The organism is Streptomonospora salina (genome assembly GCF_014204715.1).
GTDB classification, from domain to species: domain Bacteria; phylum Actinomycetota; class Actinomycetes; order Streptosporangiales; family Streptosporangiaceae; genus Streptomonospora; species Streptomonospora salina.
In genome coordinates this window covers 577,149-603,145 of the sequence record NZ_JACHLY010000001.1, presented here as the reverse complement: position 1 = coordinate 603,145, position 25,997 = coordinate 577,149, and the positions used below count along the sequence as shown (strand labels likewise).

Here is a 25,997-nt window from a genome sequence, read left to right as displayed (position 1 = left end):
GGGTGCGCCCGGCCCGGTCCGGGCCGGCGGCGTCCGAGCCCCGCTGCGGGGACTCAGTACTTGCGGTCGGTGGCGGCCACGACGAGGTCGGCCAGCGGAGAACGCGCCGCGTCGTCGAGCAGGCCGCTCTCCAGCGCCGCCGTGGCCTTTCCCACGTAGTCGTCGATGCGGCGCTCGCAGGCGGCCAGGGCGCCGGACTCTTCGGCCACGCCGCGCATCCACGCCACCGCGTCGCCGTCGAGGGCGGGATCGCCCAGGTGGCGCAGGAACCGCGCGCGGGCGGCGGCGCCGGAGCGCTCCAGGGTCTCGGCCACGATCAGTGTGCGCTTTCCCTCGCGCAGGTCGTCGCCGGCCGGCTTGCCCGTCTGCTCGGGGTCACCGAAGACGCCCAGGACGTCGTCGCGCAGCTGGAAGGCCACCCCCAGGGGCAGGCCGTAGGCGGTGTAGACGCCGGCGAGGTCGTCGAAGCGGCCCGCCAGCGCCGCTCCCATATGCAGCGGACGCTCGACGGTGTACTTGGCGGCTTTGTAATGCATCACACGCAGCGTCGCCTCGACGTCGCCGCCTTCGCGCACCTGCTCCAGCATGTCCAGGTACTGCCCGGCCATGACCTCGGTGCGCATCGCGTCGAAGGGCGTGCGTCCGGCGTGCAGCGCTTCCAGCTCCAGGCCGCTGGCCTGGTACAGGTCTTCGCTCCAGGCCAGGCACAGGTCGCCGATGAGGATCGCCGCGCCGCGCCCGAACGCCTCGGGGGCCCCGCGCCAGCCCTCGGCCGCGTGCAGGTCCGCCAGCCGCTTGTGGGCCGCCGGCAGGCCGCGGCGGGTGTCGCTGTTGTCGATCACGTCGTCGTGGATCAGAGCGCAGGCCTGCAGGAACTCCAGCGAGGCGGCGGCCCGGTGGATCTCGGCGACGTCGTCGCCGCCCGCCCCGCGCCAGCCCCAGTAGCAGAACGCCGGGCGCAGCCGCTTGCCGCCGGAGAGCATGGCCTCCAGCGCGTCGACGGCCGGCGCGAGCTCGGAGCCGATCTCCAGCAGCTGGGTGCGCCGGCGCTCGATGAACCGGGCGATCTCGGTGTCGACGGCCGTGCGCACGAACGAGACCGGAGAGGACGCGGAAAAGGTCATGGGCTGCACATTATCGGGTAGTCGGTACCCACCCTCCCGGTGCTGGACAGGGCGTCGCCTAGGGTGGAGGACATGGTTGGGTCATCGACACGCAACGGAAGCGCGCCGGTCGCAGCGTCGCGGTCGCGCGACATCCGCGAGCTGCTAAAGACCGGCGAACCGACATTCTCTTTCGAGTTCTTCCCGCCGAAGACCGACGAAGGGCTTACCAAGCTTTGGCGGGTCATCCGCGACATCGAGGCGCTGGCGCCGTCGTTCATCTCCGTCACCTACGGAGCCGGTGGCGGGACACGGGATCTCACCGTCGAGATCACCGAGCAGGTCGCCACTGACACGACGCTGCTGCCCGTCGCCCACTTCTGCGCCGTGGACCACTCCGTGAGCGAGCTGCGCCACCTCATCGGGCGCTTCGCCAGTGTGGGCGTGAACAACATCCTCGCTCTGCGCGGCGACCCTCCGGGCGATCCGCTCGGGGAGTGGGTCAAGCACCCCGAGGGGCTGGAGTACGCGGAGGATCTGGTGCGCCTGATCAAGGAGCTCGGCGACTTCAGCGTCGGCGTCGCCGCCTTCCCCTACAAGCACCCCCGCTCGCCCGACATCGAGTCGGACACGAAGTACCTGGTGCAGAAGTGCCGTGCGGGCGCCGACTACGCCGTCACCCAGATGTTCTTCGACCCCGAGGACTATCTGCGGCTGCGCGACCGCGTGGAGGCCGCGGGCTGTGACACTCCGATCATCCCCGAGGTCATGCCGGTGGTGAAGTACTCCACCATCGAGATGTCCGAGAAGCTGTCGGGTGCGCCGTTCCCGCGCCACCTCGCGGAGGAGTTCGAGAAGGTCAAGGACGATCCCGAGTCGGTGCGCAAGCTGGGGATCGAGCAGGGCCAGCGCATGTGCGAGCGGCTGCTGGACGAGGGCGCACCCGGGATCCACTTCATCACGTTCAACCAGTCCACAGCCACGCGCGAGATCTACCAGCAGGTCGCCGCGGACCGCCTGCCGGCAATGGCAGCGGCGCGGCCATGATGGTGAAGGGCCGGTGAGGACTGCCGGGGAAGCGGAACTCCGGTAGTACGTCGACGAATCCGCACGAGCGGTAGAGGCCGCGGGCGGCCGTAGGGCCGGCCGGGGTCGACAGGACGGCGGTGCGCTCCTTGCGCACCGCCGTCAGTGCTTCCAGGAGGCTGCGGCCGGTGCCGCGCCCCTGGCGGCCGGGCAGCACGTGCAGCTCGGCGACCTCGAACGAGTCGGCGAACCAGTGCCGTCCGGCTCCGGGGCCGCGCCGGTCCAGCTCGGCGGTGATCACGTCGTGCCACCACTGCCCGCCGGCGCCGTGGAAGCCGTAGGCGAACCCGGCGGCGTCCCCGCCGCCCCGGGGTAGGGCGACCACCGAGCCGAAGCGCGGTTGGCGGGCGTGCTCGCGCATGATGGAGCACCGCCCGGGGATCTGTTCGGCGGGCGGCTCCATAGCGGCGGTGTAGATCTCGAGCAGGGCCGGCAGGGCGTGCAGGAACGCCGGGGCGGCCAGCTCCCACAGTTCGATCTCACTGGTGCGCACACCGCCACGGTAGACGAGGAGGCGGCCGGGCCGCCCGCGCGCGGCGCTGTTGACGCGATCGGCCGGGGTGCGCTTAACTGTTGATGTTCGTACTCGTGTTCGAATCCCCGTGGGTACGTGAACTGCTGGGGCCGTTGGCGAGTGCGTTCCCGACGCGTCCGCTTCCGCCCTCCGGGGCGGGTGCGCGGGCGCGCAAGCGCGGCCGGGCGGGGGGAGGGGAAGCCTCTTGCCCGGCCGCGCCGGTCCGCGTGCGTGCGCCCTCCGAAGGGAGGTAGCTCGAAGGGGCGTCGCCCGCTGAGGGGGCGGCCCGGAACCCGAGGACCCCTCCGCGGGCCCCCCGGGGCGGGGCACCGCAGAGGTTGCGGCCGCCGGCGGTTCCCGGCGGGTCCCTCGCGGCAGCGCGGGCAGCCGGCGCTCCGCGGAACGCCTCCGGCTAGAAGGCGTCGACGGCGCGGCGCGCCTCGGGGTCGAGGACCCCCCAGTTGATCAGCTCTTCGGTGAGGTCGCCGGGCGAGCGGTCGTAGATGACCGCCAGCGAGCGCAGGTCCTCCTGGCGGATGGACAGCACGCGGCCGTTGTAGTCGCCGCGCTGGCTCTGAATGGTGGCGACGTAGCGGGCGAGCGGGCCGGCCTTCTCCTGGGGCAGCTGCTGCATGCGCTCCAGGTCGATGACGAGTTTGGGTGTGGGGCCCAGCGGGGTCGGGGCCGCGCCGCCGGGCAGCAGCTCCGACATGGGAACGCCGTAGAAGTCGGCGAGCTCGGCGAGTTTCTGGACGGTCACCGCGCGGTCGCCGCGCTCGTAGGAGCCGACGACGACGGCCTTCCAGCGGCCGTGGGACTTCTCCTCCACTCCGTGCAGGGAAAGCCCTTGCTGGGTGCGGATGGCGCGCAGTCGCGCACCGAGGGACTTGGCGTATTCGGATGGCATCTTCTTCGTCGCTCCCCGGCCGTGAAGGTGGCTGGTGTGGGCGGAGGGGCCCCGAGTCCGCCGTGGATCGCCGTGCCCGGCCGACGGCCTCCGATGGGGCTCCCGCCGCCGGGCCCGGACGGAGCGGCCCCGCCCGAGATTGGTTACGGACAGTGACGGTAGGGCTGTTCGGTTGCCAGGTCAAGCCGTTGGGGCGAAAAGCGACGATTCAGTGGCCAAACCGTGTGTAAGTGAGAGGGCTCTCATTTCGGCATCGATGCGGACATGCCAACGGGGCATGGTGTACAGAAAGCCCGCTGACACGGGGATTCCGTGGTATCCGTCCAGTGCGTGCACCGCACGTGGCGTCCGCTTCACGGATTGATGGGCGATATGTCAATAACATGAGGTGTGACGAGAGTCATACTTGTCGTCGCCTCCGCTGACCGGCGCGAACGGCGCCCTGTCGGCCGCTGGTAGCGTGAAGCCGTTCGACATCCTTTAACAGCCTGTCCAGTGAGGCAGGGAAGGGGGTCACTACTGTGTGTGCGCAACCGCGCGCCGAACGTGATTCGCACGTGTATGCGGACGGCTCCGCCGATCCGCGCGCCGCGGCGACGGCGCGGACCGTCCTCGACGGCCCCGAGATCGACCGGGCGCTGACCCGTATCGCCCACGAGATCCTGGAACGCAGCAAGGGCGGCGGCGACGTCACCCTGCTGGGCATCCCCTCCCGCGGCGTGCCGCTGGCCGAGCGCCTGGCCGAGCGCATCGAGCGCGTCGAAGGGCGCGCCGTCCCCCGGGGGTCGCTGGACATCACGATGTACCGCGACGACCTGCGGCTGGCCCCCGCCCGCGCGCTGGGCCGCACCGACATACCGCCCGAGGGGATCGACGGCCGCCTCGTGGTCCTCGTCGACGACGTCCTGTTCTCCGGCCGGACCGTGCGTGCCGCACTGGACGCCCTCAACGACATCGGCCGGCCCCGCACCGTGCAGCTGGCCGTCCTGGTCGACCGCGGCCACCGCGAACTTCCCGTCCGCGCCGACTACGTGGGCAAGAACCTGCCGACCTCGCTGCGCGAGACCGTCACCGTGCAGCTGAGCGAGCCCGACGGCCACGACGCCGTCCTGCTGGGCCCGGCCAAACCGCGCCCCGGAGAGGAGGGATGATGCGCCACCTGCTGTCCACCGGCGACCTCTCCCGAGACGAGGCGCTGCTGGTGCTCGACACCGCCGCCGAACTCGCCCAGGTCGGCGACCGCTCCGTGAAGAAACTGCCCACCCTGCGCGGACGCACCGTGGTCAACCTCTTCTACGAGGACTCCACCCGCACCCGCACCTCCTTCGAGCTGGCCGCCAAGCGCCTGTCGGCCGACGTCGTCAACTTCTCCGCCAAGGGCTCCAGCGTCGCCAAAGGCGAGAGCCTCAAGGACACCGCGCTGACGCTCCAGGCCATGGGCGCCGACAGCGTGGTGGTGCGCCACAGCGCCTCCGGTGCCGCCCACCGGCTCTCCGAGTGGGTCGACGGCGCCGTGCTCAACGCCGGCGACGGCACCCACGAGCACCCCACCCAGGCGCTGCTGGACGTCTTCACCATGCGCGAGCGGCTGGGCCGCCTCGAAGGACTGCGCGTGGCCATCGTCGGCGACGTGCTGCACAGCCGCGTGGCCAGGTCCAACGTGCTGCTGCTGCACACCCTGGGCGCCGAGGTCACCCTGGTCGCGCCGCCCACCCTGGTTCCGGTCTCGGTGCACACCTGGCCCTGCTCGGTCTCCTACGACCTCGACGCCGTGCTGCCCAAGAGCGACGTGGTCATGCTGCTGCGGGTCCAGGCCGAGCGCATGCACGATGCGTTCTTCCCCACTGCGCGCGAGTACAGCCGCCGCTACGGGCTCGACGCCGAGCGCTTCGCGCGTATGCAGGACGACGCCATCGTCATGCACCCCGGACCCATGGTCCGCGGCATGGAGATCTCCGCCGAGGTCGCCGACTCCGCCCGCACCACCGTCAACGAGCAGGTCGCCAACGGCGTCAGCGTGCGCATGGCCGTGCTCTACCTGCTCCTGGGCGGGTCGTAGCGCCCCCGTTCCACGGCCCCGCCCGCCCGACGCGCACCGGCGGCGGCCGCAGCGAGCCCGCCCCACCCGCAACCACGGACACAGAAGCGATGGACGTTATGACCTCAAGCAGCGCCGCCTATCTCATCCGCGGCGCCCGCATCGCCGGGGGCGATGCCGCCGACATCCTCGTCCGCGACGGCGCGATCGCCGAAGTCGGCACCGGTATCGACACCGCCGGTGCCGTGACCGTCGACGCCGACGGCCTCGTCGCCCTGCCCGGCCTGGTCGACCTGCACACCCACCTGCGCGAGCCCGGCCGGGAAGACGCCGAGACCGTCGCCGGAGGCGCCCGCTCCGCCGCGGCCGGCGGTTACACGGCCGTGCACGCCATGGCCAACACCGACCCCGTCGCCGACACGGCCGGCGTCGTCGAGCAGGTCTGGCGCCTGGGCCGGGAGTCCGGGCACTGCGACGTCCGCCCCGTCGGCGCGGTGACCCGCGGACTGGGCGGCGCCCAGCTCGCCGAACTCGGCGCCATGGCCGACTCCGCGGCCGGCGTGCGGGTCTTCAGCGACGACGGCAGGTGCGTATCCGACGCGCTGCTGATGCGCCGCGCCCTGGAGTACGTCAAAGCCTTCGACGGGGTCGTCGCCCAGCACGCCCAGGAACCCCGGCTGACCGAGGACGCCCAGCTGAACGAGGGCGTGGTCTCCGACCGGCTGGGCCTGTCCGGGTGGCCCTCCGTGGCCGAGGAGGCGATCATCGCCCGCGACTGCCTGCTCACCGAGCACGTCGGCTCGCGGCTGCACGTCTGCCACGTCTCCACCAAGGGCTCGGTGCAGATTCTGCGCTGGGCCAAGAGCCGCGGCTGCAACGTCACAGCCGAGGTCACCCCGCACCACCTGCTGCTCACCGACGACCTGGCCGAGAGCTACGACCCCGTCTACAAGGTCAACCCGCCGCTGCGCACCGCCGAGGACGTGCACGCGCTGCGCGAGGGCCTGGCCGACGGCACCGTCGACTGCGTGGCCACCGACCACGCGCCCCACCCGGCCGAGGCCAAGGAGACCGAGTGGGCCACGGCCGCCATGGGCATGCTCGGCCTGGAGACCGCCCTGTCGGTGGTGCAGCACACCATGGTCGACACCGGGCTGCTCGACTGGGCCGGGATCGTCGACCGGATGTCGGCCGTTCCGGCCCGCATCGGACGTCTCGCAGGTCACGGTCGTCCGATCGCCCCAGGCGAGCCGGCCAACGTTACGCTGTATGACGCGGACACCGCCGCGGACATCGACCCGGCGGCCCTGGCTTCCAAGAGCGCGAACACCCCTTTCCGGGGCATGCGCCTGCCCGGCCGCATTCAGGCGACGTTCCTGCGCGGCGTCCCCACGGTCCTCGATGGGAAGATTCAGTGACTCCACAAGCAGCATCCGGCGGCGCAGTCCCCGCCGTCCTCGTCCTCGAGGACGGGCGCGCCTTCCACGGCAGATCCTTCGGAGCGCAGGGGGAGACCCTCGGCGAGGTCGTCTTCAACACCGGCATGACCGGTTACCAGGAGACCCTCACCGACCCCTCCTACCACCGCCAGATCGTCGTGATGACGGCTCCGCACATCGGCAACACCGGCGTCAACGACGACGACCCCGAATCCGGCGACATCTGGGTCCGCGGCTACGTGGTGCGCGAACCCGCCCGCGTCTCCTCCAACTGGCGCGCCCGGCGCACCCTGGACGAGGAACTGGTGCGCCAGAACATCGTGGGCATCGCACTGGAAGGCACCCGCGCCCTGACCCGCCACCTGCGCGACCGCGGCGCCATGCGCGCGATCGTCAGCACCGTCGAGACCGACCCCGAGCGGCTGCGCGAGCGCGTGCTGGCCAGCCCGCAGATGGCCGGCGCCGACCTGGCGAGCGAGGTCTCCACCGCCGAGCCCTACACCGTGCGCCCGCCCGAGGGCGTCGCCACCCGTTTCCGCGTCGCCGCGGTGGACCTGGGCATCAAGGCGATGACCCCGCAGCGCCTGGCCGAGCGCGGCTGCGAGGTCACCGTGCTGCCCGCCGGCGCCACCGCCGAGCAGATTCTGGACCTGCGGCCCGACGGCGTGTTCTTCAGCAACGGGCCCGGCGACCCGGCCACCGCCGACGCGCCGGTGGCCGTGATGCGCGCCGTACTGGAGTCGCGCACGCCGCTGTTCGGCATCTGCTTCGGCAACCAGATCCTGGGACGCGCGCTGGACCTGGGCACCTTCAAGCTGCGCTTCGGCCACCGCGGAGTGAACCAGCCGGTCCAGGACGTGCACACCAAGCGGGTCTACATCTCCAGCCACAACCACGGATTCGCCGTCGACGCACCCGTCGACGGGCCCTTCGAGACCCCCTACGGGCGCGCCGAAGTCAGCCACGTCGACCTCAACGACGGCGTCGTCGAAGGGCTGCGGCTGCTCGACCGCCCCGCGTTCAGCGTCCAGTACCACCCCGAGGCCGCCGCCGGCCCGCACGACGCCGCCGAGCACTTCGACGCGTTCTGCGACCTGATGGCCGCCTCCACCGATCCGTCCAGCAGCTCCGGCCGGCCGGCCGAGCCCGCCCAGTCGTAAGCCAGGGGACACACATGCCGCGCCGTAATGACCTGAAGTCCGTCCTCGTGATCGGATCCGGGCCGATCGTGATCGGGCAGGCCGCGGAGTTCGACTACTCCGGGACCCAGGCGTGCCGCGTGCTCAAGGCCGAAGGCCTGCGCGTCATCCTGGTCAACTCCAACCCGGCCACGATCATGACCGACCCCGAGATCGCCGACGCCACCTACGTCGAGCCGATCACCGCCGAAATGGTCGAGAAGATCGTCGCCAAAGAGCGCCCCGACGCGCTCCTGCCGACCCTGGGAGGCCAGACCGCGCTCAACACCGCCGTGGCCCTGCACGATTCCGGGGTGCTCGCCAAGTACAACGTCGAGCTGATCGGCGCCAACGTCGAGGCGATCCAGTCCGGCGAGGACCGCGAGACCTTCAAGGGCATCGTCGGGCGCATCGGCGGCTCCTCCGCCCGCTCGCGCATCTGCCACACGCTCGACGAGTGCCTGGAGGCCGCCGAGGAGCTCGGTTACCCCGTTGTGGTCCGGCCCTCCTTCACCATGGGCGGATCGGGTTCGGGCTTCGCCCACGACGAGGCCGACCTGCGCCGCATCGCCGGCCAGGGGCTCGCGCTCTCGCCGGTCACCGAGGTCCTGCTGGAAGAGTCGATCCTCGGCTGGAAGGAGTACGAGCTGGAGCTGATGCGCGACGGCAACGACAACGTGGTCGTCGTCTGCTCCATCGAGAACTTCGACCCGATGGGCGTGCACACCGGCGACTCCATCACCGTCGCCCCCTCCATGACGCTGACGGACCGCGAATACCAGCGCATGCGCGACATCGGCATCTCGGTCATCCGCGAAGTCGGCGTCGACACCGGCGGCTGCAACATCCAGTTCGCCGTTCACCCCGAATCCGGGCGCATCATCGTCATCGAGATGAACCCGCGGGTCTCTCGGTCGTCGGCGCTGGCGTCCAAGGCGACCGGTTTCCCCATCGCCAAGATCGCCGCCAAGCTCGCCGTGGGCTACACCCTCGACGAGATCCCCAACGACATCACCGCCGAGACCCCGGCCAGCTTCGAGCCGAGCCTGGACTACGTCGTGGTCAAGGTCCCCCGCTTCGCCTTCGAGAAGTTCCCCGGCGCCGACCCCGCGCTGACCACGACGATGAAGTCCGTCGGCGAAGCCATGGCCATCGGGCGGTCCTTCGCCGAGTCGCTGCAGAAGGCGATGCGCTCGGTGGAGAAGGACGGTGTCGGCCTGACCTGGGCCGGCGATCCCGGTGACAAGGACGGACTCGTGCGGTCGGCCGCCGTTCCGGGCGAGCTGCGGCTGCGCCGGATCCAGCAGGCGCTGCGCGCCGGCGCCGGCGTGGCGGAGCTGCACACGGCCACCGGAATCGACCCGTGGTTCCTGGACCAGCTGCTGCTGCTGGAGGAGACCGCCCGCGACCTGGAACGCGGCCGGTTGGACAGCCGGCGGCTGCGTGCCGCCAAGCGCACCGGATTCTCCGACGCCCAGATCGGCGAGATCACCGGCAAGACCGAGGAGGTCGTGCGGGAGCTGCGCTACGCGCTGGGCATCCACCCCGTCTACCTGACCGTGGACACCTGCGCCGCCGAGTTCTCCGCCAAGACCCCCTACCTCTACTCCAGCTACGACGAGGAGACCGAGGTCCCTCAGGGCACCCGCCCCAAGGTGATCATCCTGGGGTCGGGCCCCAACCGCATCGGCCAGGGGGTGGAGTTCGACTACAGCTGCGTGCACGCCTCCATGGCGCTGTCGGCGGCCGGCTACGAGACCGTGATGGTCAACTGCAACCCCGAAACCGTCTCCACCGACTACGACACCAGCGACCGGCTCTACTTCGAGCCGCTGACCCTGGAGGACGTGCTGGAGGTCGTGCGCGCCGAACGCGCCACCGGCGAGGTGGCCGGCGTGGTCGTCCAGCTCGGCGGGCAGACCCCGCTGGGCCTGGCACGGGGGCTCAAGGCCGCCGGCGTCCCCGTCGTCGGCACCACCCCCGAAGCCATCGACCTGGCCGAGGACCGCGGCGAGTTCGGCAAGGTGCTGGCCGACGCCGGACTCCCGGCGCCCAAGCACGGCACGGCCCACTCCTTCGGCGGCGCCCGCGACGTCGCCGCCGAGATCGGCTACCCCGTGATGGTGCGCCCTTCCTACGTGCTGGGCGGGCGCGGCATGGAGATCGTCTACGACGAGCGGATGCTGGCCGCCTACATCGAGCGCAACGCCGAAGTCAGCCCGGAGTATCCGGTGCTGATCGACCGGTTCCTCGACGACGCCATCGAGATCGACGTCGACGCCGTCTACGACGGCACCGACCTCTACCTCGGCGGCATCATGGAGCACATCGAGGAAGCCGGCATCCACTCCGGCGACTCCGCCTGCGCGCTGCCGGCGGTGACGCTGGGCCGGGAGGACGTCCAGCGCATCCGCCACTCCACCGAGGCCATCGCCCGCGGAACGGGCGTGCGCGGGCTGCTCAACGTCCAGTACGCGCTGGCCTCCGGGGTGCTGTACGTGCTGGAGGCCAACCCGCGCGCCTCGCGTACCGTGCCCTTCGTATCCAAGGCCACCGCGGTGCCGCTGGCCAAGGCGGCCGCGCGGGTGATGCTGGGCGCCACCGTGCGCGAGCTGCGCGCCGAAGGGGTGCTGCCCGCCGAGGGCGACGGCGGCACGCTGCCCGTGGACGCGCCAGTGGCGGTCAAGGAGGCCGTGCTGCCCTTCAACCGCTTCATCGACCGCCAAGGCGAGGGCGTCGACACCGTGCTGGGCCCGGAGATGCGATCCACCGGCGAGGTCATGGGCCTGGACGCCGACTTCGGAACGGCGTACGCCAAGTCCCAGCTGGCCGCCTACGGCTCCCTGCCGACCTCGGGTTCGGTGTTCGTGTCGGTGGCCAACCGCGACAAGCGCAACCTGGTGTTCCCGGTCAAGCGGCTGGCCGATCTGGGCTTCGCGATCCTGGCGACCGAGGGCACCGCGGGGGTGCTGCGGCGCCACGGCGTGACCGCCCGGATCGTGCGCAAGCACAGCGACGGTCCCGGACCGGACGGCGAACCCACTATCGTGCAACTCATCCACCGCGGCGACGTGGACCTCATCGTCAACACGCCGTTCGGCGGCGCCGGGCAGTCCGGTCCGCGCCTGGACGGCTACGAGATCCGCACCGCCGCGGTCGTACGCGAGGTTCCCAGCGTCACCACGGTGCAGGGGCTGGCCGCGGCCGTCCAGGGCATCGAGGCGATGGTGCGCGGCGACATCGGAGTGCGCTCCCTGCAGGAGCACGCCGCGGCGCTGCACGGATCCTCCGACTCGGACTGAGCGTGCGCGGGAGCGGGCGCCGAGGCGGCCGGCAGGGCCGGGCGGTGCGGGGCACCGGGCCGCGGAGCGGATCGAGGCAGGGGCAGCACGAGTGAGTGACAACGGGCCGGTCCAGACACGCAGCCCTGTGCTGACCGTGCGCCGGGTCGACGCGTACCACGCCATCACGGTCGTCGCGCCGCAGATCGCCGAGCGGTTCCGCTCGGGCCAGTTCCTGTCGGTGGGGGTGGGCGGCGAGCACTCCGGGATGCTGCTGCGCCGCCCCTTCGCCATCCACGACGTCAAGCCCGACTACGGGGGCACGGTGGAATTCCTGTTCGCCGTGCGCGGCCCCGGAACGGCGTGGCTGGCCGAGCGGCGCTCGCAGGACCTGCTCGACGTCGTGGGGCCGCTGGGCCGGCCCTTCCCGTTGCCGCGCGACCCGGTCAACTGCCTGCTCGTGGGCGGCGGTTCGGGAGCGGCCCCGCTGTTCCCCCTGGCCCACGCGCTCCGGCGGCGGGGGTGCCGGGTGGACTTCGTGCTCGGCGCCTCCTCCGCCGACCGCGTCTTCAGCGCGATCAGCGCTCGCCGCATCGCCGAGACCGCGACCTTCACCACCGACGACGGGTCGTTCGGGGTGCGCGGGCGCGTCACCGACGCCCTGGAGCGGGTCGCGGCCGACGCGCGTTCCGACGTCGTCTACGCCTGCGGCCCCATGCCGATGCTGGGCCGGGTGGCCGGCGCGGCCGGACGGCTCGACCTGCCCGCCCAGGTCGCGGTGGAGGAGGCGATGGGATGCGGCACGGGACTGTGCATGAGCTGCGTCGTCCCGGTCGTGGGCGAGGACGGATTCACCCGCATGGCGCGCGCCTGCGTCGACGGGCCCGTCTTCCGCGCCGAGCGGGTCCGCTTCGACGACGTGGGCACGATCCCCTTCGACGCGCTGGGCGCGCCCGGCTGGAAGCCCTGGTCCGACGATCCGGGCGCGGAGGGCGCCCCCGAGCGGGAGGCCGGTTGAGCCCGATCCCCGACATGCGCACCCGCCTGGCCGGGCTGGAGCTGGACAACCCGATCATGGCCGCGGCCGGATGCGCCGGTACCGGACGGGAACTGGCCCGCTTCTTCGACATCGCGCGGCTGGGCGCCGTGGCGACCAAGTCGGTGACGCTGGAGCCGCGCGCCGGGCGGCCCGCGCCCCGGATGTCCGAAAGCCCGTCGGGAATGGTCGGTGCGGTCGGCCTGCAAGGGCCGGGCATCGAGGTGTTCCTCCAGCGCGACCTGCCCTGGCTGCAGTCGCAGGGCGGCACCGCGGTCGTCTCGGTGGCCGGATCCGGCCCCGACGAGTACGCCGACGTGGCCCGGCGCCTGACCGCCGCGGCCGGTGCGGCGATGATCGAGGTCAATCTCTCCTGCCCCGATCCCGCGGCCCAGGGGCGGGACTTCGCCGACGTGCCGGCCGAGGCCGCCCGCGTGGTGCGCGCCGTGCGCGGCGCGGCCGAGGACGGCGTCCCCGTCTTCGCTAAGCTGGCCGCCGATGCGGCCGACCCGGTGGCGCTGGCCGAGGCCTGCGTCGAAGCGGGCGCCGACGGGCTGAGCATGGTCAACTGCCTGCGGGGTATGGCCGTCGACCCGGTGACGCTGCGGCCCGCGCCGGCCGGCGGCGTCGGCGGGGTGTCGGGGCCGGCGATCCGCCCGATCGCGGTGGGCTGCGTGTACCGCACCCGCGCGGCGCTGCCGGAGGTTCCGCTCATCGGGATGGGCGGTGTGCAGACCGGCGCCGACGCGCTGGAGTTCCTCGCGGCGGGCGCCTCGGCGGTGGCGGTGGGCACGATGAACTTCGCCGACCCGTCGGCGTGCGTGCGCATTCTGCGGGAGCTGCAGCAGCTGCTGGAAGAGCGCGGCGTGGACCGGGTCGGCGACGTCGTCGGCGCCGCGCACCGGCCGACGGGCGCGGCGGTGCCGGGACGGTGACCGACGAACCGCTCAGATCGCCTCTCGGTGCCCGAATCAGGCGGGTACACACCGGAACGCCCTCGGGGGGCGGAAACCGTCTCTGCGGCCGTTCAGCGGCCGGGGGAGGCGCTGCCCGCCCGCGTGCCCGCCACCGCCCCGAGTGGAGGCGCTGCGCGCCGCGTGCCCGCCACCGCCCCGAGTGGAGGCGCTGCGCGCCGCGTGCCCGCCACCGCCCCGAGTGGAGGCGCTGCGCGCCGCGTGCCCGCCCGCGTGCCCGCCACCGACCGGATCCGCCGGCTGTCGCCGACCGTCGCCGGTATGCATGAACCGGCCGCACGGGGGAACCGCTCGGGACAGCGCCGGACTGATCGGTCCGGCGCCCGCCCGCGTCGACCCGGCGTGCGGGCCGGCCGCACCCGACCGCCGCCCGATTCCACGATCCGAACCGTTCTGCCCGCCCCGATGAGCCGAAGGAGAACCACCGTGGCAGCGCCCATCGCCGTCGCCATCGACGCACCCGACATCGAGACCGCCGCACGCTGGGCCTCCGAGGTCTCTCCCCATGTCAGCACGGTGAAGGTGGGGCTGGAGCTCTACCTGCGCTACGGCCCCGAGGTCGTGGGCACGCTGAGGGGAGGGAACAGGACCTCGGTCTTCCTCGACCTGAAACTCCACGACATTCCGGCCACCGTGGCCGGGGCGGTGCGCAACCTCGCACGGTTCAAGCCCTCGATCCTGACGGTGCACGCGGCCGGGGGGCGCGAGATGGTCCGTGCCGCGGTCGACGCGGCGCCCCGGACCTCCATCGCGGCTGTGACGATCCTTACGTCGCTGGACGACGCGTCGCTGAACGACATCGGGATGAGCGGTCCGGTGAGCGACGCGACGCGGCGCCTGGCGGTGATGGCGGTGGAGGCCGGCGCTGCGGCGCTGGTGTGCTCGCCGCACGAGGTGCCTGCGCTGCGCGCCGAGGTCGGACCCGACGTGACCCTGATCACCCCGGGGGTGCGGCCGCTGGGATCCGACCACGGCGACCAGGCGCGGGTGGCCACGCCCGAGGCGGCCTACGAGGCCGGGGCCGATCTGCTGGTGATCGGTCGGCCCATCACACGGGCGTCCGATCCCGGGGCGGCCGCGGCCTCGATCGCGGCCGCGCTGCGGAGGGTGGAGACGCCCCCGGTGTGATTCCGGTGCCCCGGCGGACCGCGGGATGACCGGTTGCGGTCACTTCGTGACAGGAGAATTTCCAGGTCCGGAACCGCGCGGTTGCGGTGTCGCCGTGACCTGCGCGGTCCGGGGGTCGGCTCGGTCGGGGTACGGTTGGACCGAACTCGAACCGGGCCGAAAGTCCTGATTTTCGTGTCTCTTTGCAATCGATCAATTACAAAGAGTAATTACTTTGGTGAAATGGCGCTTGAAAGGCAACTTTGCGTTGCCGAACGGGGGCAGAACCTACTAACTTGCGCAGGCGTCCGCCCTCTACAAACGAGAGAAAACCGAGGTGACCCGGCGTGGCCCTTCCTCCCCTCACACCCGAACAGCGCGCCGCGGCTCTGGAGAAAGCCGCGAAGGCCAGAAAAGAGCGCGCAGAAGTCAAGAACCGCCTGAAGCACGGCGGCGTCTCGCTGTCCGAGGTCCTCACGGACGGACAGACCGACGACGTCATCGGCAAGATGAAGGTCTCGGCACTACTGGAATCCCTCCCCGGTGTCGGCAAAGTCCGCGCCAAGCAGATCATGGAGCGGTTGAACATCGCCGAGTCCCGCCGAGTCCGTGGGCTGGGCGCCAACCAGCGCTCGGCGCTGGAGCGTGAATTCGGCGGAGCCGAGTAGCGCTCGAAGGCGGATGTGCCGTTATTCACGGCTTAGGGTCTCCCGCCCGGCGGCGGGCTGATCCGAGCGACCGCCGGTGCCGTGCCCTGCGCAGCCCCGCGGAGGGCCGGTACCGGCGGCGCACCGGGCTCACGGCGGTCGCGACGCGCCGCGATCCGCATCGGTCGCCCCAGCGCACCGGACGGATCGTGGGCGGCGCGGTGGTATAAAAGACCAATCGCCGGGGCGCCGCAGAACGGAGTTCCCGCCCGCGTCCGCATCCCGAGCCGGGGTGCGGGACGGGTGCGGTGGCCGGCGGCGAGAGTGCCGAATCCGCCCGCCTCCCCGCTGGGGGCGCCGCCGGCCGCGGCGCGGCCGGCCGTCTGCTCGAGAGTTAGATCCGCACGTGTCCAACGACTCCGCCTCCGCCTCCGCCGCAGGAGGCCGGGGCCCCGGCCCGGCGCAGCGGCTGGCCGTCCTGTCCGGACCCTCCGGGGTCGGCAAGAGCACCGTGGTGCGCGAGATCCGTGCCCGGCACCCCGAGGTGTGGCTGTCGGTGTCGGTGACGACCCGCCCACCGCGGCCCGGCGAGACCGACGGCGTCGAGTACCGCTTCACCGACGACGCGGGTTTCGACAGCATGATCGCCCGGGGCGAGCTGCTGGAGTGGGCCCGGTTCGCGGGCAACCGCTACGGCACCCCCCGCGCGCCCGTCGAAGAGCGTTTGCGCAGCGGGCAGCCGGTGCTGCTGGAGATCGACCTGCAAGGGGCCCGGCAGGTGCGCGAGACGATGCCCGAGGCCCTGCAGGTGTTTCTGGCCCCGCCCTCCTGGGACGAGCTGGTGCGCCGGCTCACCGGGCGCGGCACCGAGCCGCCCGAGGTGATCCAGCGCCGCCTGGACACCGCCGGCGTCGAACTCACGGCGGAGAAGGAGTTCGACGCCACGCTCGTCAACACGTCCGTGGACGAGGTCCGCGAGCGGCTGCTCGCCCTGCTCGGCCTCGACGGCGGCTGAGCGGCTGCGGTGCCGGCCGGGGCCGTGTCCCCGCCCGGGCGGGGACACGGCCCCGGCCGGCGGCACCCGGCGGGGAACGCGACCCGCAGCGTCCCCGGACCGGCTTCCGCGATCCGTCCGGATCCGGTGCGCTGTGACGGCCGGAGCGGGGGAGCGGGTCGACTATCCTGATAGCACGATCACCGTCCGCAGGCCCCGCCGGGGCCGTCCGACCGTCCAGGGGGACGCACGTGGCAGGCACCGAGCCCGTCGCCGAAGGCATCACCAACCCGCCGATCGACGACCTCCTCGAATGCGTCGAAAGCAAGTACAGCCTGGTCGCCATGAGCGCCAAGCGCGCCCGGCAGATCAACGCCTACTACGCCCAGCTGGGCGAAGGCCTGCTGGAGTACGTGGGTCCGCTCGTCGAGACCCAGGTCCAGGAGAAGGCCCTGTCCATCGCGCTGCGCGAGGTCAAGAGCGGCCTGCTCACCGCCGAGCCCTACGAGGGCGCCTGAGCCCGTCCCGGGCGTGTTCCGCCGTCGGCCGCCCGCGTCGGCGGCCCGCGGAACACCGTCCGGCCGGGGCGCCGCGCCCGGCGCGGCCGCATCCGCTGAGATCCTGTGGTGAATACCGATAACCGGCCCGAGGTCGTCCTGGGCGTCGGGGCAGGCATCGCCGCCTACAAGGTGTGCGAGCTGCTGCGCCGCCTGACCGAGTCCGGGCACAGTGTCCAAGTCGTCCCCACCGCCGACGCCCTGCGGTTCGTGGGCGAGCCCACCTGGGCCGCCCTGTCCGGCCGCCCGGTGGCCACCGGGGTGTGGGAATCCGTGCACGAGGTCCCGCACGTGCGCACCGGCCGCCGCGCCGACCTCGTCCTCGTCGCGCCCGCGACCGCCGACCTGCTGGCCAAAGCCGCCAACGGCCTGGCCGACGACCTGCTCACCAATACGCTGCTCACCGCGCGCTGTCCGGTGGTCTTCGCCCCGGCCATGCACACCGAGATGTGGGAGCACCCGGCCACGCAGGCCAACGTCGCCACGCTGCGCTCGCGCGGAGCCGTGGTGCTCGATCCGGCCGTGGGCCGGCTCACCGGCGCCGACACCGGACCGGGCCGCCTTCCCGAACCCGACGACGTCTTCGCCGCGGCGCGGCGCGTGCTCGCCCGCGGAGACCTGCCCGCCGACCTGGCCGGACACCGTGTCCTGATCACCGCGGGCGGCACCCGCGAGCCCATCGACCCCGTCCGATTCATCGGCAACCGCTCCTCGGGGCGCCAGGGCAGTGCGCTGGCCGCCACGGCGCTGGCCCGCGGCGCCCGAGTGACCCTCGTCTCGGGTGAGGTCTCCGTTCCGCCGCCCGCCGGCGCCGAGGTCGTGCCCGTGGGATCGGCCCGGGAGATGCGTGAGGCCGTTCTCGCCCACAGCGCCGCGGCCGACGCCGTCGTCATGGCCGCGGCAGTCGCCGACTTCCGGCCGGCCGAAACCGCGGCTGGAAAGATCAAGAAGACGGGGGCGGGACCGGAGCCCGTCGAACTCGCCGAGAATCCCGACATCCTGCGTGAGCTGAGCGCCGAGCGGGCCCGTCCCGGCCAGGTGGTCGTGGGTTTCGCCGCCGAGACCGACGACGTCCTGGCCAACGGCCGCGCCAAGCTCGACCGCAAGGGCTGCGACCTGCTCGTGGTCAACGAGGTGGGCGACGGGCGCGCTTTCGGTACCGAGGACAACCAGGCGGTGGTCCTGGGCGCCGACGGTTCGGCCACCGAGATCCCGCGCGGTCCCAAGGAGGATCTGGCCGACCGGGTCTGGGACCTGGTGGCGCAGCGGATTCCCGAAGGCGGCGCCGCGCCGTAGCGGCGACCGACTACCCCGCGTGATCCTGTCCGGCGCGTGCCGGCCGTTCCACGGACCGATTCCGCCGACGCCGCTGTTGCGTGTCCAGCTTCGTGTTCCGCTTTGCGCTACAGAAATTCCCAGCACATGGGTACGATCAGGGCGGTACCGGAAATTCTCCTGTGTCGTGCGTCACAGTCCGCAGGTTGCCGCTTGAGTAGGCATTCCGCGCTCAGAGGCCGCCGCCGGGCCACCTTCACAGCCGCCGCCGAACGGCCGAAGCGGCGAGGCCGCCCGAGCGTGCCGAGCGGCGCCCCACTACAGTGGTCCTCAGAAACCAACCGCGTCGGTCGGTTTCGCGGAGAAGCCCCCCGTTTCTCTCCGTGATGGCCGAGCCGAGCCGACAACTGTCAGCCAGCAGCCGCTGCAAGGAGTCACTCAACGTGTCCCGTCGCCTTTTCACCTCCGAGTCGGTCACCGAAGGCCACCCCGACAAGATGGCCGACCAGATCAGTGACGCGATCCTCGACGCGATGCTCAAGGACGACCCGGCCAGCCGGGTCGCCGCTGAGACCCTGATCACCACCGGACAGGTACACGTGGCCGGTGAGGTCACCACTCAGACCTACGTCGACATCCAGGAGATCGTCCGCAACAAGATTCTGGAGATCGGTTACGACTCCTCCGCCAAGGGCTTCGACGGTCAGTCCTGCGGCGTTTCGGTCTCCCTGGACGCCCAGTCGCCCGACATCGCCCAGGGCGTCGACACCGCCTACGAGGCGCGTGTCGAGAACGAGGACGACGCCCTCGACAAGCAGGGCGCCGGCGACCAGGGCCTGATGTTCGGCTACGCGTGCAACGAGACCCCCGAGCTCATGCCGCTGCCGATCAAGCTGGCCCACGCCCTGGCGGAGCGCCTCTCCGAGGTCCGCCACAACGGCACGGTTCCCTACCTCCGTCCCGACGGCAAGACCCAGGTCACCGTCGAGTACGAGGGCCAGAAGCCGGTGCGTCTGGACACGGTCGTCGTTTCCAGCCAGCACGCGCCCGACATCGACATCGACGAGCTCCTCACGCCGGACATCAAGGAGCACGTCATCGCCCCGGTCGTCGCGAGCTACGGGCTCGAGTCCGACGACTACCGGCTGCTGGTCAACCCGACCGGCCGCTTCGAGATCGGCGGCCCGATGGGCGACGCCGGTCTGACCGGCCGCAAGATCATCGTCGACACCTACGGCGGCTACGCCCGCCACGGCGGCGGTGCCTTCTCCGGCAAGGACCCGTCCAAGGTGGACCGTTCGGCCGCCTACGCCACGCGCTGGGTCGCCAAGAACATCGTGGCGGCCGGCCTGGCCGACCGCGCCGAGGTGCAGACCGCCTACGCGATCGGCAAGGCGCACCCGGTGGGCGTCTTCATCGAGACCTTCGGCACCGAGAAGGTCGCCCCCGAGGTCATCGAGAAGGCCGTCCACGAGGTCTTCGACCTGCGTCCCGCCGCGATCGTGCGCGACCTGAACCTGCTGCGCCCGATCTACTCCGAGACCGCGGCCTACGGCCACTTCGGCCGCCAGGACGCGAAGTTCACCTGGGAGCAGACCGACCGCGCCGCCGCCCTGAAGGCCGCCGCCGGCGCCTGATCCCCTGATCGGCGCGAGCGCCCTTGACCCGGGCGCCCGGCAGTGAAGTGCGCCCGGCCGCGGCCCTGCGAGGGGTCGCGGCCGGGCGCGTTCGCATGTCCGCCGAACCGCCCGAGGTCCGGTGCCGGGCCGCCGGACGGCCGGGCTGCTCGCACGATCGCAGGCGCCGCGCCGGAGGAACGCGGAATTTCGCCGTATCCGTATCGGAAGCTCCGCGCGGTCGAGGGTGATCGGTCCGCTTCGCCGGAGTGAGGGGAGCCGAGACGGGAATTTCTGCGCCCGTGGAACGATGCGGGGGTCCGCAGAAGGGCGGCGTGGATCCGGTTCGCGAGACGGCCGAGTAGATGGACCTTCCCGAAGTCCCGAAAGCCGAGATTCTCCGCGGACGCGTTCACGCGATCGCGGTATCCGTGCTGAAGCACGTTCTCAGCACCCGTCGGAGTCGTGCGGCGGTTGGAGACGCGGCTCTCCGGTGAGCATTCTGCGACGACCGTGGCGACGGTCACGGAAACGTCGGTAGACCGGGCCGCGAGTTGTCGGTGACGCGCTGCGAATGCGCCTCGACGATCGATGAGCACGGAGGGATCGGGGGCGTTCCCCTACGACGGATTCGCTGCCGCATACCGGCGGACACCGACGCGGAGCCCCTCGTTCCGTGGCGGACCCCACTGGGCGTTCGTCGCGGTGCGGAGCGGATCCGGTACCCGCGGTGCCCGCAGGCGGCCCCGGCACCCGCCCCAGCGCGGCCATACGGCCGGCGTGGTTGCCCATGGGCGGCATCGAACCGTGATCCGCGCCCGCGCCCGCTCCCTCGCCCGGGCGCCGACGAGCCGCCGACCCGTTTGCGCAGCCGGACCTGCCGGAGCTGAAACCGCCCCGGCGCGCGGTCGGCGAATGCGGGCTCCGGTCCACCTGCGACCCGCACCGCGAGGGGCGCTGTGGCGTGTGCCCGGCGCGGAAGCGACCGGCGGAGCGGTTGCGCCCGTCGGCGGCTCGACCCGGAACCGGACCGCAGCCACGGCCGCGAAACCGCCAGAAGGGTCAACTGCGCGGCAAGGTAACCCCAAGTGAGACTTATGTCATATAACTGCTCTTTACTGGAGTAAAGAGGGAGGTTTCCACCGCGATTGCGGGAAGGGAAAGGGGTTCGGCGAGTCACCTGAAACGCCGCACTCATGCCGGATTCGGACACCTGCGCATCGGGCCCGTGCGGTCGCTCGCGCTGCCGCCGCCCGGGGCTTGTCCACCCTGTGGCCTGCGACGGAGTACTTTCACGTCCTGGCAAACCAGGTAACGTGTCGGTTACGGTGGCCGATATCGCCGACCTTCAAGGCACAGCGTCTTGGGCGGCGCCGCGGACGCGGGCGGCAATGGAGCCGCACCGCCCACGCGAACGGGGGCACCCCCACCACGCCCGTACCGGCGAAAACCAGCGCCGGAACCGGCCGATCCGCCGTAGTGAGCGGAAAAGGCATGTAAGCGGTGCCGAGCACCCCACCGGTTCTCGGTCACACCACTGACGCGGAACCCTTCCGCCCGCCACCGGTGTCCCTCGCTACTACAACGATGCGCGTCGGCACCGCTCCGACGAGAACCGCTGCCCGGTTGTCATCAGAGCACGTCGTATACCCGTGCCGACTGCGCCCCGCACTCCTTTTTCACTTCAAGCAAGGACATACCCATGCGCAAGCTGTACAAAACCCTCATCGCCGCAGCCGCGGTTCCGCTGAGCGCCGCAGTCACGACCGTCGGCGCCGCTCCCGCCGAAGCCGCGACCACCCAGTACTCGGTGAACCCGTGTGCCGAGGACGGCCCCACCAAGAAGGACGAGAAGCTGGCCGACCGGCTCAACGACACGCTGGAGGACGATCTGAAGGGGCAGATGGACGGCTACCGCGTCTCCTGCGCCCGCGCTGTGGTCGACGCCGTGCAGGACCGCGGCATGGGAAACCGCGTCGCCGACATCGCCGTCACGACGACCATCGTCGAAACGCACCTGCAGAACATCAACGTCGAAGTGGACCACGACAGCCTCGGCCTGTTCCAGCAGCGCGCCCACTGGGGATCGGGCTCCGACCGGTTGGACCCCGAATGGGCCACCAACGCCTTCCTCGACGAGATGGTGCGCCTTTACCCGGGAGAGGGCTGGAAGGACAACCAGATCGGCATCGTCAGCCAGGGCGTGCAGCGCTCGGCCTACCCCGACCGCTACCAGCCCATGTCCGCGGACGCCATGACCATCGTGGACGAACTCTGGTAAGAGCGGTGTAACCGGGACCGCAGACGGTGCGGATCACCCCCGGTAGTGTCGGCGGACCGCGCGAACCCCGCTCTTGTACGGTCCGCCGCCCCCGGCGGGGTGCCCTTCCGCAAGGGAGGGCGCCCCGGGCCCGGGGAGTCGGCGAGCGGGTCCCGGCCGGCGGCGAACCGCCGGCCCCGGCGGCCCGCACCGCGGGCACGCCTCAGCGGCCCTCGCCGCAGAGGCGCCTCCGTGCTCTCGGGCCCCGCTGTTCCCGAAGACCAGGGGCCAGAGCACCCCTCGTGGCCCGGTTCGGAACGGCGTCGCGCATGTGCGGATGGGGCGTGCGGACACGCCCGAGGTTAGAGCCGCACCGTGGTACTGCGGACGATCTCGAAGACCGGGTGCGTGGCCGCGTCCTGTTCGAACGCCGCGACCGGCGCGTCCGCAGCGGCGGTGAACCGGTCGGCCACCACCCTCGCCCGCGGATGGTCCAGGTACGCCTTGAGCACGGGCGCCGCACGGTCCGGGCCGGTCTCCACGACGCTGATCAGCTCGATCCATCCGCCGTGGCGCAGCGTCCCGAACCCGTCGCACCGGATGTTGCGCACCCAGCCCGTCTCGCCGTAGGCGCCGACGAGGAACCTGCCCAGCTCGTTCTCCAGCAGGCTGACGGGGGTGGTGCGAAGGAATCCCGACCGGTGGCCGCGCGTGGTGAGCAGCCGCATGTCGCCGGGGCTGATTCCGTACCTGATGAAGCCCGCGATGACGGCGTTGGCGGTGCGCCCCAGCCGTGTACGGGGAAAGCGGCCGGCCTCGTCTGGCATCGACGTCTCCCTCACTCGATTGCCTCCATTGTGGTGCCTCGGCGCAGTGGCCCGCACCCCGCAGCGCCTCAGTCAGCGGAACGCCGAGACACCGGTCACCGCCTGGCCGATGCTCAGCGCATGGATCTCCTCGGTGCCCTCGTAGGTGGCCACCGTCTCCAGGTTCACCATGTGCCGCATCACCGGGTACTCCAGTGTGATGCCGTTGGCTCCGTGCATCGATCGGGCGGAGCGCGCCACGCGCTGGGCGGCGGCGACGTTGCCGAACTTGCCGAAGCTGATGTGGTTGCGGTGGCAGGCGCCGTTCTCCTTGAGCCGGCCGATCCGCATCGCCGTCATCCCCGCGTGGTTCACGTCCAGCACCATGTCGGCGAGCTTGCGCTGGGTGAGCTGGAATCCGGCGATGGGGCCGCCGAACTGCTCGCGGCTGGTGGCGTAGTCCAGAGCGGCGGTGTAGCAGGCACGCGCCGCGCCCGCCGCACCCCACACGATGCCGTAGCGGGCCTCGTTGAGGCACGACAGCGGCGACCCCAGGCCCGACGAATCGGGCAGCACCGCGTCGCCGGGCAGCCGCACCCCCTCCAGCACCAGCTCGGAGGTGATCGAGGCGCGCAACGACAGTTTGCGGTGCACGGTGTTGGCGGTGAAACCGGGCGTGTCGGTGGGCACGACGAACCCCCGGACACCGTCCTCGGTGACCGCCCACACCACCGCCACGTCGGCGACCGAGCCGTTGGTGATCCACATTTTGGTGCCGTCCAGCACCCAGTCGGAACCGTCGCGCCGGGCGCGCGTGCGCATCGACCCCGGATCGCTGCCGGAGTCGGGCTCGGTCAGCCCGAAGCAGCCGATCGCGTCGCCGGAGGCCATCCGCGGCAGCCACGCGTTCTTCTGCTCCTCGGAGCCGAACCTGTGGATGGCGAACATGGCCAGTGATCCCTGCACGGATACGAAGCTGCGCAGCCCCGAGTCGACCGCTTCGAGCTCACGGCAGGCCAGGCCGTAGGAGACGGAACCGACCCCGGCGCACCCGTACCCCTCCAGGTGCATGCCCAGAACGCCCAGCTTGCCGAAGGAGCGGGCCAGCCCCCGCGGGTCCGGCAGGGTGCCCGCATCGAACCAGTCGGCCACGCCGGGGCGCAGCTCCCGGTCGGCGAATGCGCGGACGGTGTCGCGGATGTCGGCCTCCTCCGCCGACAGCGTGGCGTCCAGGGCGAGGAAGTCCTGCGGGTCGGGCGCGTCGGGCCGGTGCTGGTCGCTCATCGCCGGGTGTCTCCTTCGGGTCGCGGACAGGGAGCGGATACAGGGTGCGGACGGGGCGGGCGGTCGGGAAGCGGATGCGGTCAGCCGGCGGGCGCAGCCTGCCCGGTCCCGTCGCCGTCCCGGGGCGCCTGGTGCACCGCGCCGCGCTCGATGAGCCGGGCGACGCGGTCGGAAGGCACGCCGGACTCGTTCAGCACACGCGCGGAGTGCTCGCCCAGCAGCGGGGGAGGGGCGGTGGAGCGGTCGCCGTCCGCGGCCGCGGAGTCCAGCCGGAATCCGGCGCGTACGAGGTTCAGCGGTCCGGCGGTGGGATGCTCGGCGCCGAGCAGCACGTCGTCGCCGGCCCGCTCGGCGCTGCGTACGGCGTCGAGGACCCCGCGGACCCGGCCGACCGGGACGCCCGCATCCAGCAGCAGCTCCAGCCACTCCCCGGCCGGGCGGGTGCGCAGCTCCGCCGAGATCTCGCCGACCAGTTCCCTGCGGTGGGCCACCCGGTCCGGGTTGGTCGCGAACCGCGGGTGGGACGCGAGGTCGTCGCGCCCCAGCACCGCGCACAGCTTCCGGTAGAGCGCGTCGTTGCCGGCCGCGACCACGATGTCGGAATCTGCGGTGGGAAACGCCTGGTACGGGACGATCGAACCGTGGGTGTTGCCCACCCGCTCGGGTTCGGCGCCGGTGACCAGCGCCTGTTGGGTGACGTTGGCCAGGCCCGACAGCGCCGAGTTGACCAGGGACACGCTGACGTGCTCGCCCCGCCCGGCTACGCGCGCCCGTACGAGCGCGCCCAGCACCGACACCGCCGCGTTGAGACCGGTCAGTACGTCGGTGATGGCCACCCCGGCTTTGGCCGGCGGGCCGTCGGGATCCCCGGTGGCGGCCATGAACCCGCTCTCGGCCTGGACGATCAGGTCGAAGCCCGGGCGCTCGGCGGGCTCGTGCTCGGGGCCGAAACCGCTGATCGAACAGTAGACGACGGCGGGGTTGCGTGCGCTGACGTCGCCGTATCCCAGGCCCAGGCGGTCGATCACGCCGGGCCGGAAATTCTGCACCACGATGTCGGCGCTCGCGCAGATGTCCTGGACGGCCGCCAGCCCTTCGGGATCTTTCAGGTCCACCGCCAGGCTGCGCTTGCCGCGGTTGACCGACAGGAAGTAACTCGCTTCTTCGCCCGCCCACGGCGGGCCCCAGGAGCGGGTGTCGTCGCCGTGGCCGGGGTGCTCGACCTTGACCACGTCGGCGCCCATGTCGGCCAGCAGCATCGTGGCGTAGGGGCCGGCCAGGACCCGTGACAGGTCCGCCACCCGCACCCCTTCCAGGGGGCGGCCGGACGTGCCGGGCGCCGCACCGGACGCGGCGCCGGCACCGGTCTGTGCGCGCTCTCCGCTGTGGGCCTTCTCGGTCACGTCCGCTCCCTTCCCGATCCCGTGTTCGCTCGCCCCGGCCGCGCCCCCGGCGCCGGGGGCGCGGCACGCCGGCGGACGCCCCGCTGCGGCGGAGCCGCTCACGGCCAACGATCTCACCGCGGTCCCGGGAGGCCGCTCCCGGTGGTCCTTCCCCGGTCCGGCGGGCGAGCACCGCCCCCGCACAGCGCCCCGCCGCCGGTCGTCGGCAGGGTGAGGCCGTCTCCGGTGAGCGGACCGGCGCGCTGCCGACCGGGGCGGAGCGGACCGCGGATCTGCGGTCCTGCCCGGGGCCGGGCGCAGGGAGGAAGCCGGAGCGTTCCCGGCCGGCCGGACGGGCGGACGGAGTGCCGCCCGGTACCGGTCGCCGCCGCTTGGCTCGGCGCGGTTGCCCGGCAGCCGGTTCCGCCGCCGAGGATGACGCACCGGCGCCCCCGCCGTCCCGCTGGCGAGTGGGAAAAGATCAGTGAAGTTTTCCACGGGTGAATGATGTGA

General features: G+C 72.0%; 21 protein-coding genes. 15 read left to right on the top strand and 6 right to left on the bottom strand.

From position 1 onward, the window contains the following. Nucleotides 1–53: 53 nt before the first annotated feature. Complete coding sequence (locus HNR25_RS02760; RefSeq protein ID WP_184633178.1) at nucleotides 54–1,124, bottom strand: polyprenyl synthetase family protein; 1,071 nt, start codon at nucleotides 1,122–1,124, stop codon at nucleotides 54–56. A gap of 72 nt (nucleotides 1,125–1,196) precedes the next feature. Between HNR25_RS02760 and metF the strand changes: the two genes are divergently transcribed. After that, the gene (gene metF, locus HNR25_RS02755; protein ID WP_184633177.1) at nucleotides 1,197–2,150 is read left to right on the top strand and encodes a methylenetetrahydrofolate reductase [NAD(P)H]; all 954 of its coding nucleotides are present in this window, start codon (nucleotides 1,197–1,199) and stop codon (nucleotides 2,148–2,150) included. Here metF and HNR25_RS02750 read toward each other — a convergent pair. After that, the gene (locus HNR25_RS02750; protein WP_312862316.1) at nucleotides 2,068–2,682 is read right to left on the bottom strand and encodes a GNAT family N-acetyltransferase; all 615 of its coding nucleotides are present in this window, start codon (nucleotides 2,680–2,682) and stop codon (nucleotides 2,068–2,070) included. The two genes, metF and HNR25_RS02750, sit on opposite strands and share 83 nt — an antisense overlap. Nucleotides 2,683–3,115: 433 nt before the next feature. Next, on the bottom strand, nucleotides 3,116–3,610 hold the full coding sequence (bldD, locus tag HNR25_RS02745) for a transcriptional regulator BldD (RefSeq protein WP_017591133.1): 495 nt from the start codon (nucleotides 3,608–3,610) through the stop codon (nucleotides 3,116–3,118). 557 nt (nucleotides 3,611–4,167) lie between these two features. Between bldD and pyrR the strand changes: the two genes are divergently transcribed. The 14 genes from pyrR (at nucleotide 4,168) to HNR25_RS02675 (ending at nucleotide 22,033) form a co-directional block, all read left to right on the top strand. Beyond that, the gene (gene pyrR / locus HNR25_RS02740; RefSeq protein ID WP_184633176.1) at nucleotides 4,168–4,761 is read left to right on the top strand and encodes a bifunctional pyr operon transcriptional regulator/uracil phosphoribosyltransferase PyrR; all 594 of its coding nucleotides are present in this window, start codon (nucleotides 4,168–4,170) and stop codon (nucleotides 4,759–4,761) included. Then, complete coding sequence (locus HNR25_RS02735; protein WP_184638730.1) at nucleotides 4,761–5,669, top strand: aspartate carbamoyltransferase catalytic subunit; 909 nt, start codon at nucleotides 4,761–4,763, stop codon at nucleotides 5,667–5,669. Before pyrR ends, HNR25_RS02735 begins: the two co-directional genes overlap by 1 nt. A 98-nt stretch (nucleotides 5,670–5,767) precedes the next feature. After that, the gene (locus tag HNR25_RS02730) at nucleotides 5,768–7,066 is read left to right on the top strand and encodes a dihydroorotase (RefSeq protein WP_184633175.1); all 1,299 of its coding nucleotides are present in this window, start codon (nucleotides 5,768–5,770) and stop codon (nucleotides 7,064–7,066) included. Continuing rightward, a complete protein-coding gene (gene carA / locus HNR25_RS02725) occupies nucleotides 7,063–8,247 on the top strand; it encodes a glutamine-hydrolyzing carbamoyl-phosphate synthase small subunit (protein WP_184633174.1) in 1,185 nt (394 codons plus the stop codon). Before HNR25_RS02730 ends, carA begins: the two co-directional genes overlap by 4 nt. Before the next feature lie 14 nt (nucleotides 8,248–8,261). Next, nucleotides 8,262–11,567 (top strand): carbamoyl-phosphate synthase large subunit, encoded by a 3,306-nt coding sequence (gene carB / locus HNR25_RS02720; protein ID WP_184633173.1) that lies wholly within the window; start codon nucleotides 8,262–8,264, stop codon nucleotides 11,565–11,567. A 91-nt stretch (nucleotides 11,568–11,658) separates the two neighbouring features. Further along, nucleotides 11,659–12,564 (top strand): dihydroorotate dehydrogenase electron transfer subunit, encoded by a 906-nt coding sequence (locus HNR25_RS02715; RefSeq protein ID WP_184633172.1) that lies wholly within the window; start codon nucleotides 11,659–11,661, stop codon nucleotides 12,562–12,564. A 14-nt stretch (nucleotides 12,565–12,578) separates the two neighbouring features. Beyond that, nucleotides 12,579–13,517: a dihydroorotate dehydrogenase gene (locus tag HNR25_RS02710; RefSeq protein WP_184638727.1), complete on the top strand. Its 939-nt coding sequence runs from the start codon at nucleotides 12,579–12,581 to the stop codon at nucleotides 13,515–13,517. Nucleotides 13,518–13,982: 465 nt separating this feature from the next. After that, nucleotides 13,983–14,684, top strand: coding sequence for an orotidine-5'-phosphate decarboxylase (pyrF, locus tag HNR25_RS02705; protein WP_184633171.1), 702 nt, complete (start codon nucleotides 13,983–13,985; stop codon nucleotides 14,682–14,684). Between the two features lie 326 nt (nucleotides 14,685–15,010). Further along, nucleotides 15,011–15,331, top strand: coding sequence for an integration host factor, actinobacterial type (mihF, locus tag HNR25_RS02700; protein WP_184633170.1), 321 nt, complete (start codon nucleotides 15,011–15,013; stop codon nucleotides 15,329–15,331). A 385-nt stretch (nucleotides 15,332–15,716) separates the two neighbouring features. Next, on the top strand, nucleotides 15,717–16,325 hold the full coding sequence (gmk, locus tag HNR25_RS02695) for a guanylate kinase (RefSeq protein WP_184633169.1): 609 nt from the start codon (nucleotides 15,717–15,719) through the stop codon (nucleotides 16,323–16,325). A gap of 230 nt (nucleotides 16,326–16,555) precedes the next feature. Continuing rightward, complete coding sequence (gene rpoZ / locus HNR25_RS02690; RefSeq protein ID WP_184633168.1) at nucleotides 16,556–16,822, top strand: DNA-directed RNA polymerase subunit omega; 267 nt, start codon at nucleotides 16,556–16,558, stop codon at nucleotides 16,820–16,822. A gap of 108 nt (nucleotides 16,823–16,930) precedes the next feature. Then, the gene (gene coaBC / locus HNR25_RS02685; protein ID WP_376767428.1) at nucleotides 16,931–18,157 is read left to right on the top strand and encodes a bifunctional phosphopantothenoylcysteine decarboxylase/phosphopantothenate--cysteine ligase CoaBC; all 1,227 of its coding nucleotides are present in this window, start codon (nucleotides 16,931–16,933) and stop codon (nucleotides 18,155–18,157) included. Between the two features lie 422 nt (nucleotides 18,158–18,579). After that, nucleotides 18,580–19,773 carry a methionine adenosyltransferase gene (metK, locus tag HNR25_RS02680; protein WP_184633166.1) on the top strand — a complete coding sequence of 398 codons (1,194 nt, stop codon included), beginning with the start codon at nucleotides 18,580–18,582 and terminating at the stop codon, nucleotides 19,771–19,773. A 1,681-nt stretch (nucleotides 19,774–21,454) separates the two neighbouring features. Continuing rightward, nucleotides 21,455–22,033 carry a hypothetical protein gene (locus tag HNR25_RS02675; RefSeq protein ID WP_184633165.1) on the top strand — a complete coding sequence of 193 codons (579 nt, stop codon included), beginning with the start codon at nucleotides 21,455–21,457 and terminating at the stop codon, nucleotides 22,031–22,033. Nucleotides 22,034–22,374: 341 nt separating this feature from the next. On the opposite strand, the gene HNR25_RS02670 is transcribed toward HNR25_RS02675, so the two are convergent. The 3 genes from HNR25_RS02670 to HNR25_RS25605 all read right to left on the bottom strand — a co-directional run bounded on the left by HNR25_RS02670 (nucleotide 22,375) and on the right by HNR25_RS25605 (nucleotide 25,505). Further along, nucleotides 22,375–22,839, bottom strand: coding sequence for a nitroreductase/quinone reductase family protein (locus tag HNR25_RS02670; RefSeq protein WP_184633164.1), 465 nt, complete (start codon nucleotides 22,837–22,839; stop codon nucleotides 22,375–22,377). A gap of 72 nt (nucleotides 22,840–22,911) precedes the next feature. Further along, nucleotides 22,912–24,102: an acyl-CoA dehydrogenase family protein gene (locus HNR25_RS02665; protein ID WP_184633163.1), complete on the bottom strand. Its 1,191-nt coding sequence runs from the start codon at nucleotides 24,100–24,102 to the stop codon at nucleotides 22,912–22,914. Nucleotides 24,103–24,182: 80 nt separating this feature from the next. Continuing rightward, nucleotides 24,183–25,505, bottom strand: coding sequence for a CaiB/BaiF CoA transferase family protein (locus tag HNR25_RS25605; protein WP_376767426.1), 1,323 nt, complete (start codon nucleotides 25,503–25,505; stop codon nucleotides 24,183–24,185). Between the last annotated feature and the right edge of the window lie 492 nt (nucleotides 25,506–25,997).

What these genes read in the sequence shown, in the direction of transcription:
- carB (WP_184633173.1), top strand. Translation starts at nt 8,262, where the DNA reads ATGCCGCGCCGTAATGACCTGAAGTCCGTCCTCGTGATCGGATCCGGG.
- HNR25_RS02730 (WP_184633175.1), top strand. Translation starts at nt 5,768, where the DNA reads ATGACCTCAAGCAGCGCCGCCTATCTCATCCGCGGCGCCCGCATCGCC.
- HNR25_RS02670 (WP_184633164.1), bottom strand. Translation starts at nt 22,839, where the DNA reads ATGCCAGACGAGGCCGGCCGCTTTCCCCGTACACGGCTGGGGCGCACC.
- HNR25_RS02760 (WP_184633178.1), bottom strand. Translation starts at nt 1,124, where the DNA reads ATGACCTTTTCCGCGTCCTCTCCGGTCTCGTTCGTGCGCACGGCCGTC.
- HNR25_RS02710 (WP_184638727.1), top strand. Translation starts at nt 12,579, where the DNA reads ATGCGCACCCGCCTGGCCGGGCTGGAGCTGGACAACCCGATCATGGCC.
- HNR25_RS02665 (WP_184633163.1), bottom strand. Translation starts at nt 24,102, where the DNA reads ATGAGCGACCAGCACCGGCCCGACGCGCCCGACCCGCAGGACTTCCTC.
- bldD (WP_017591133.1), bottom strand. Translation starts at nt 3,610, where the DNA reads ATGCCATCCGAATACGCCAAGTCCCTCGGTGCGCGACTGCGCGCCATC.
- HNR25_RS02735 (WP_184638730.1), top strand. Translation starts at nt 4,761, where the DNA reads ATGCGCCACCTGCTGTCCACCGGCGACCTCTCCCGAGACGAGGCGCTG.
- metF (WP_184633177.1), top strand. Translation starts at nt 1,197, where the DNA reads ATGGTTGGGTCATCGACACGCAACGGAAGCGCGCCGGTCGCAGCGTCG.
- HNR25_RS02675 (WP_184633165.1), top strand. Translation starts at nt 21,455, where the DNA reads ATGCGCAAGCTGTACAAAACCCTCATCGCCGCAGCCGCGGTTCCGCTG.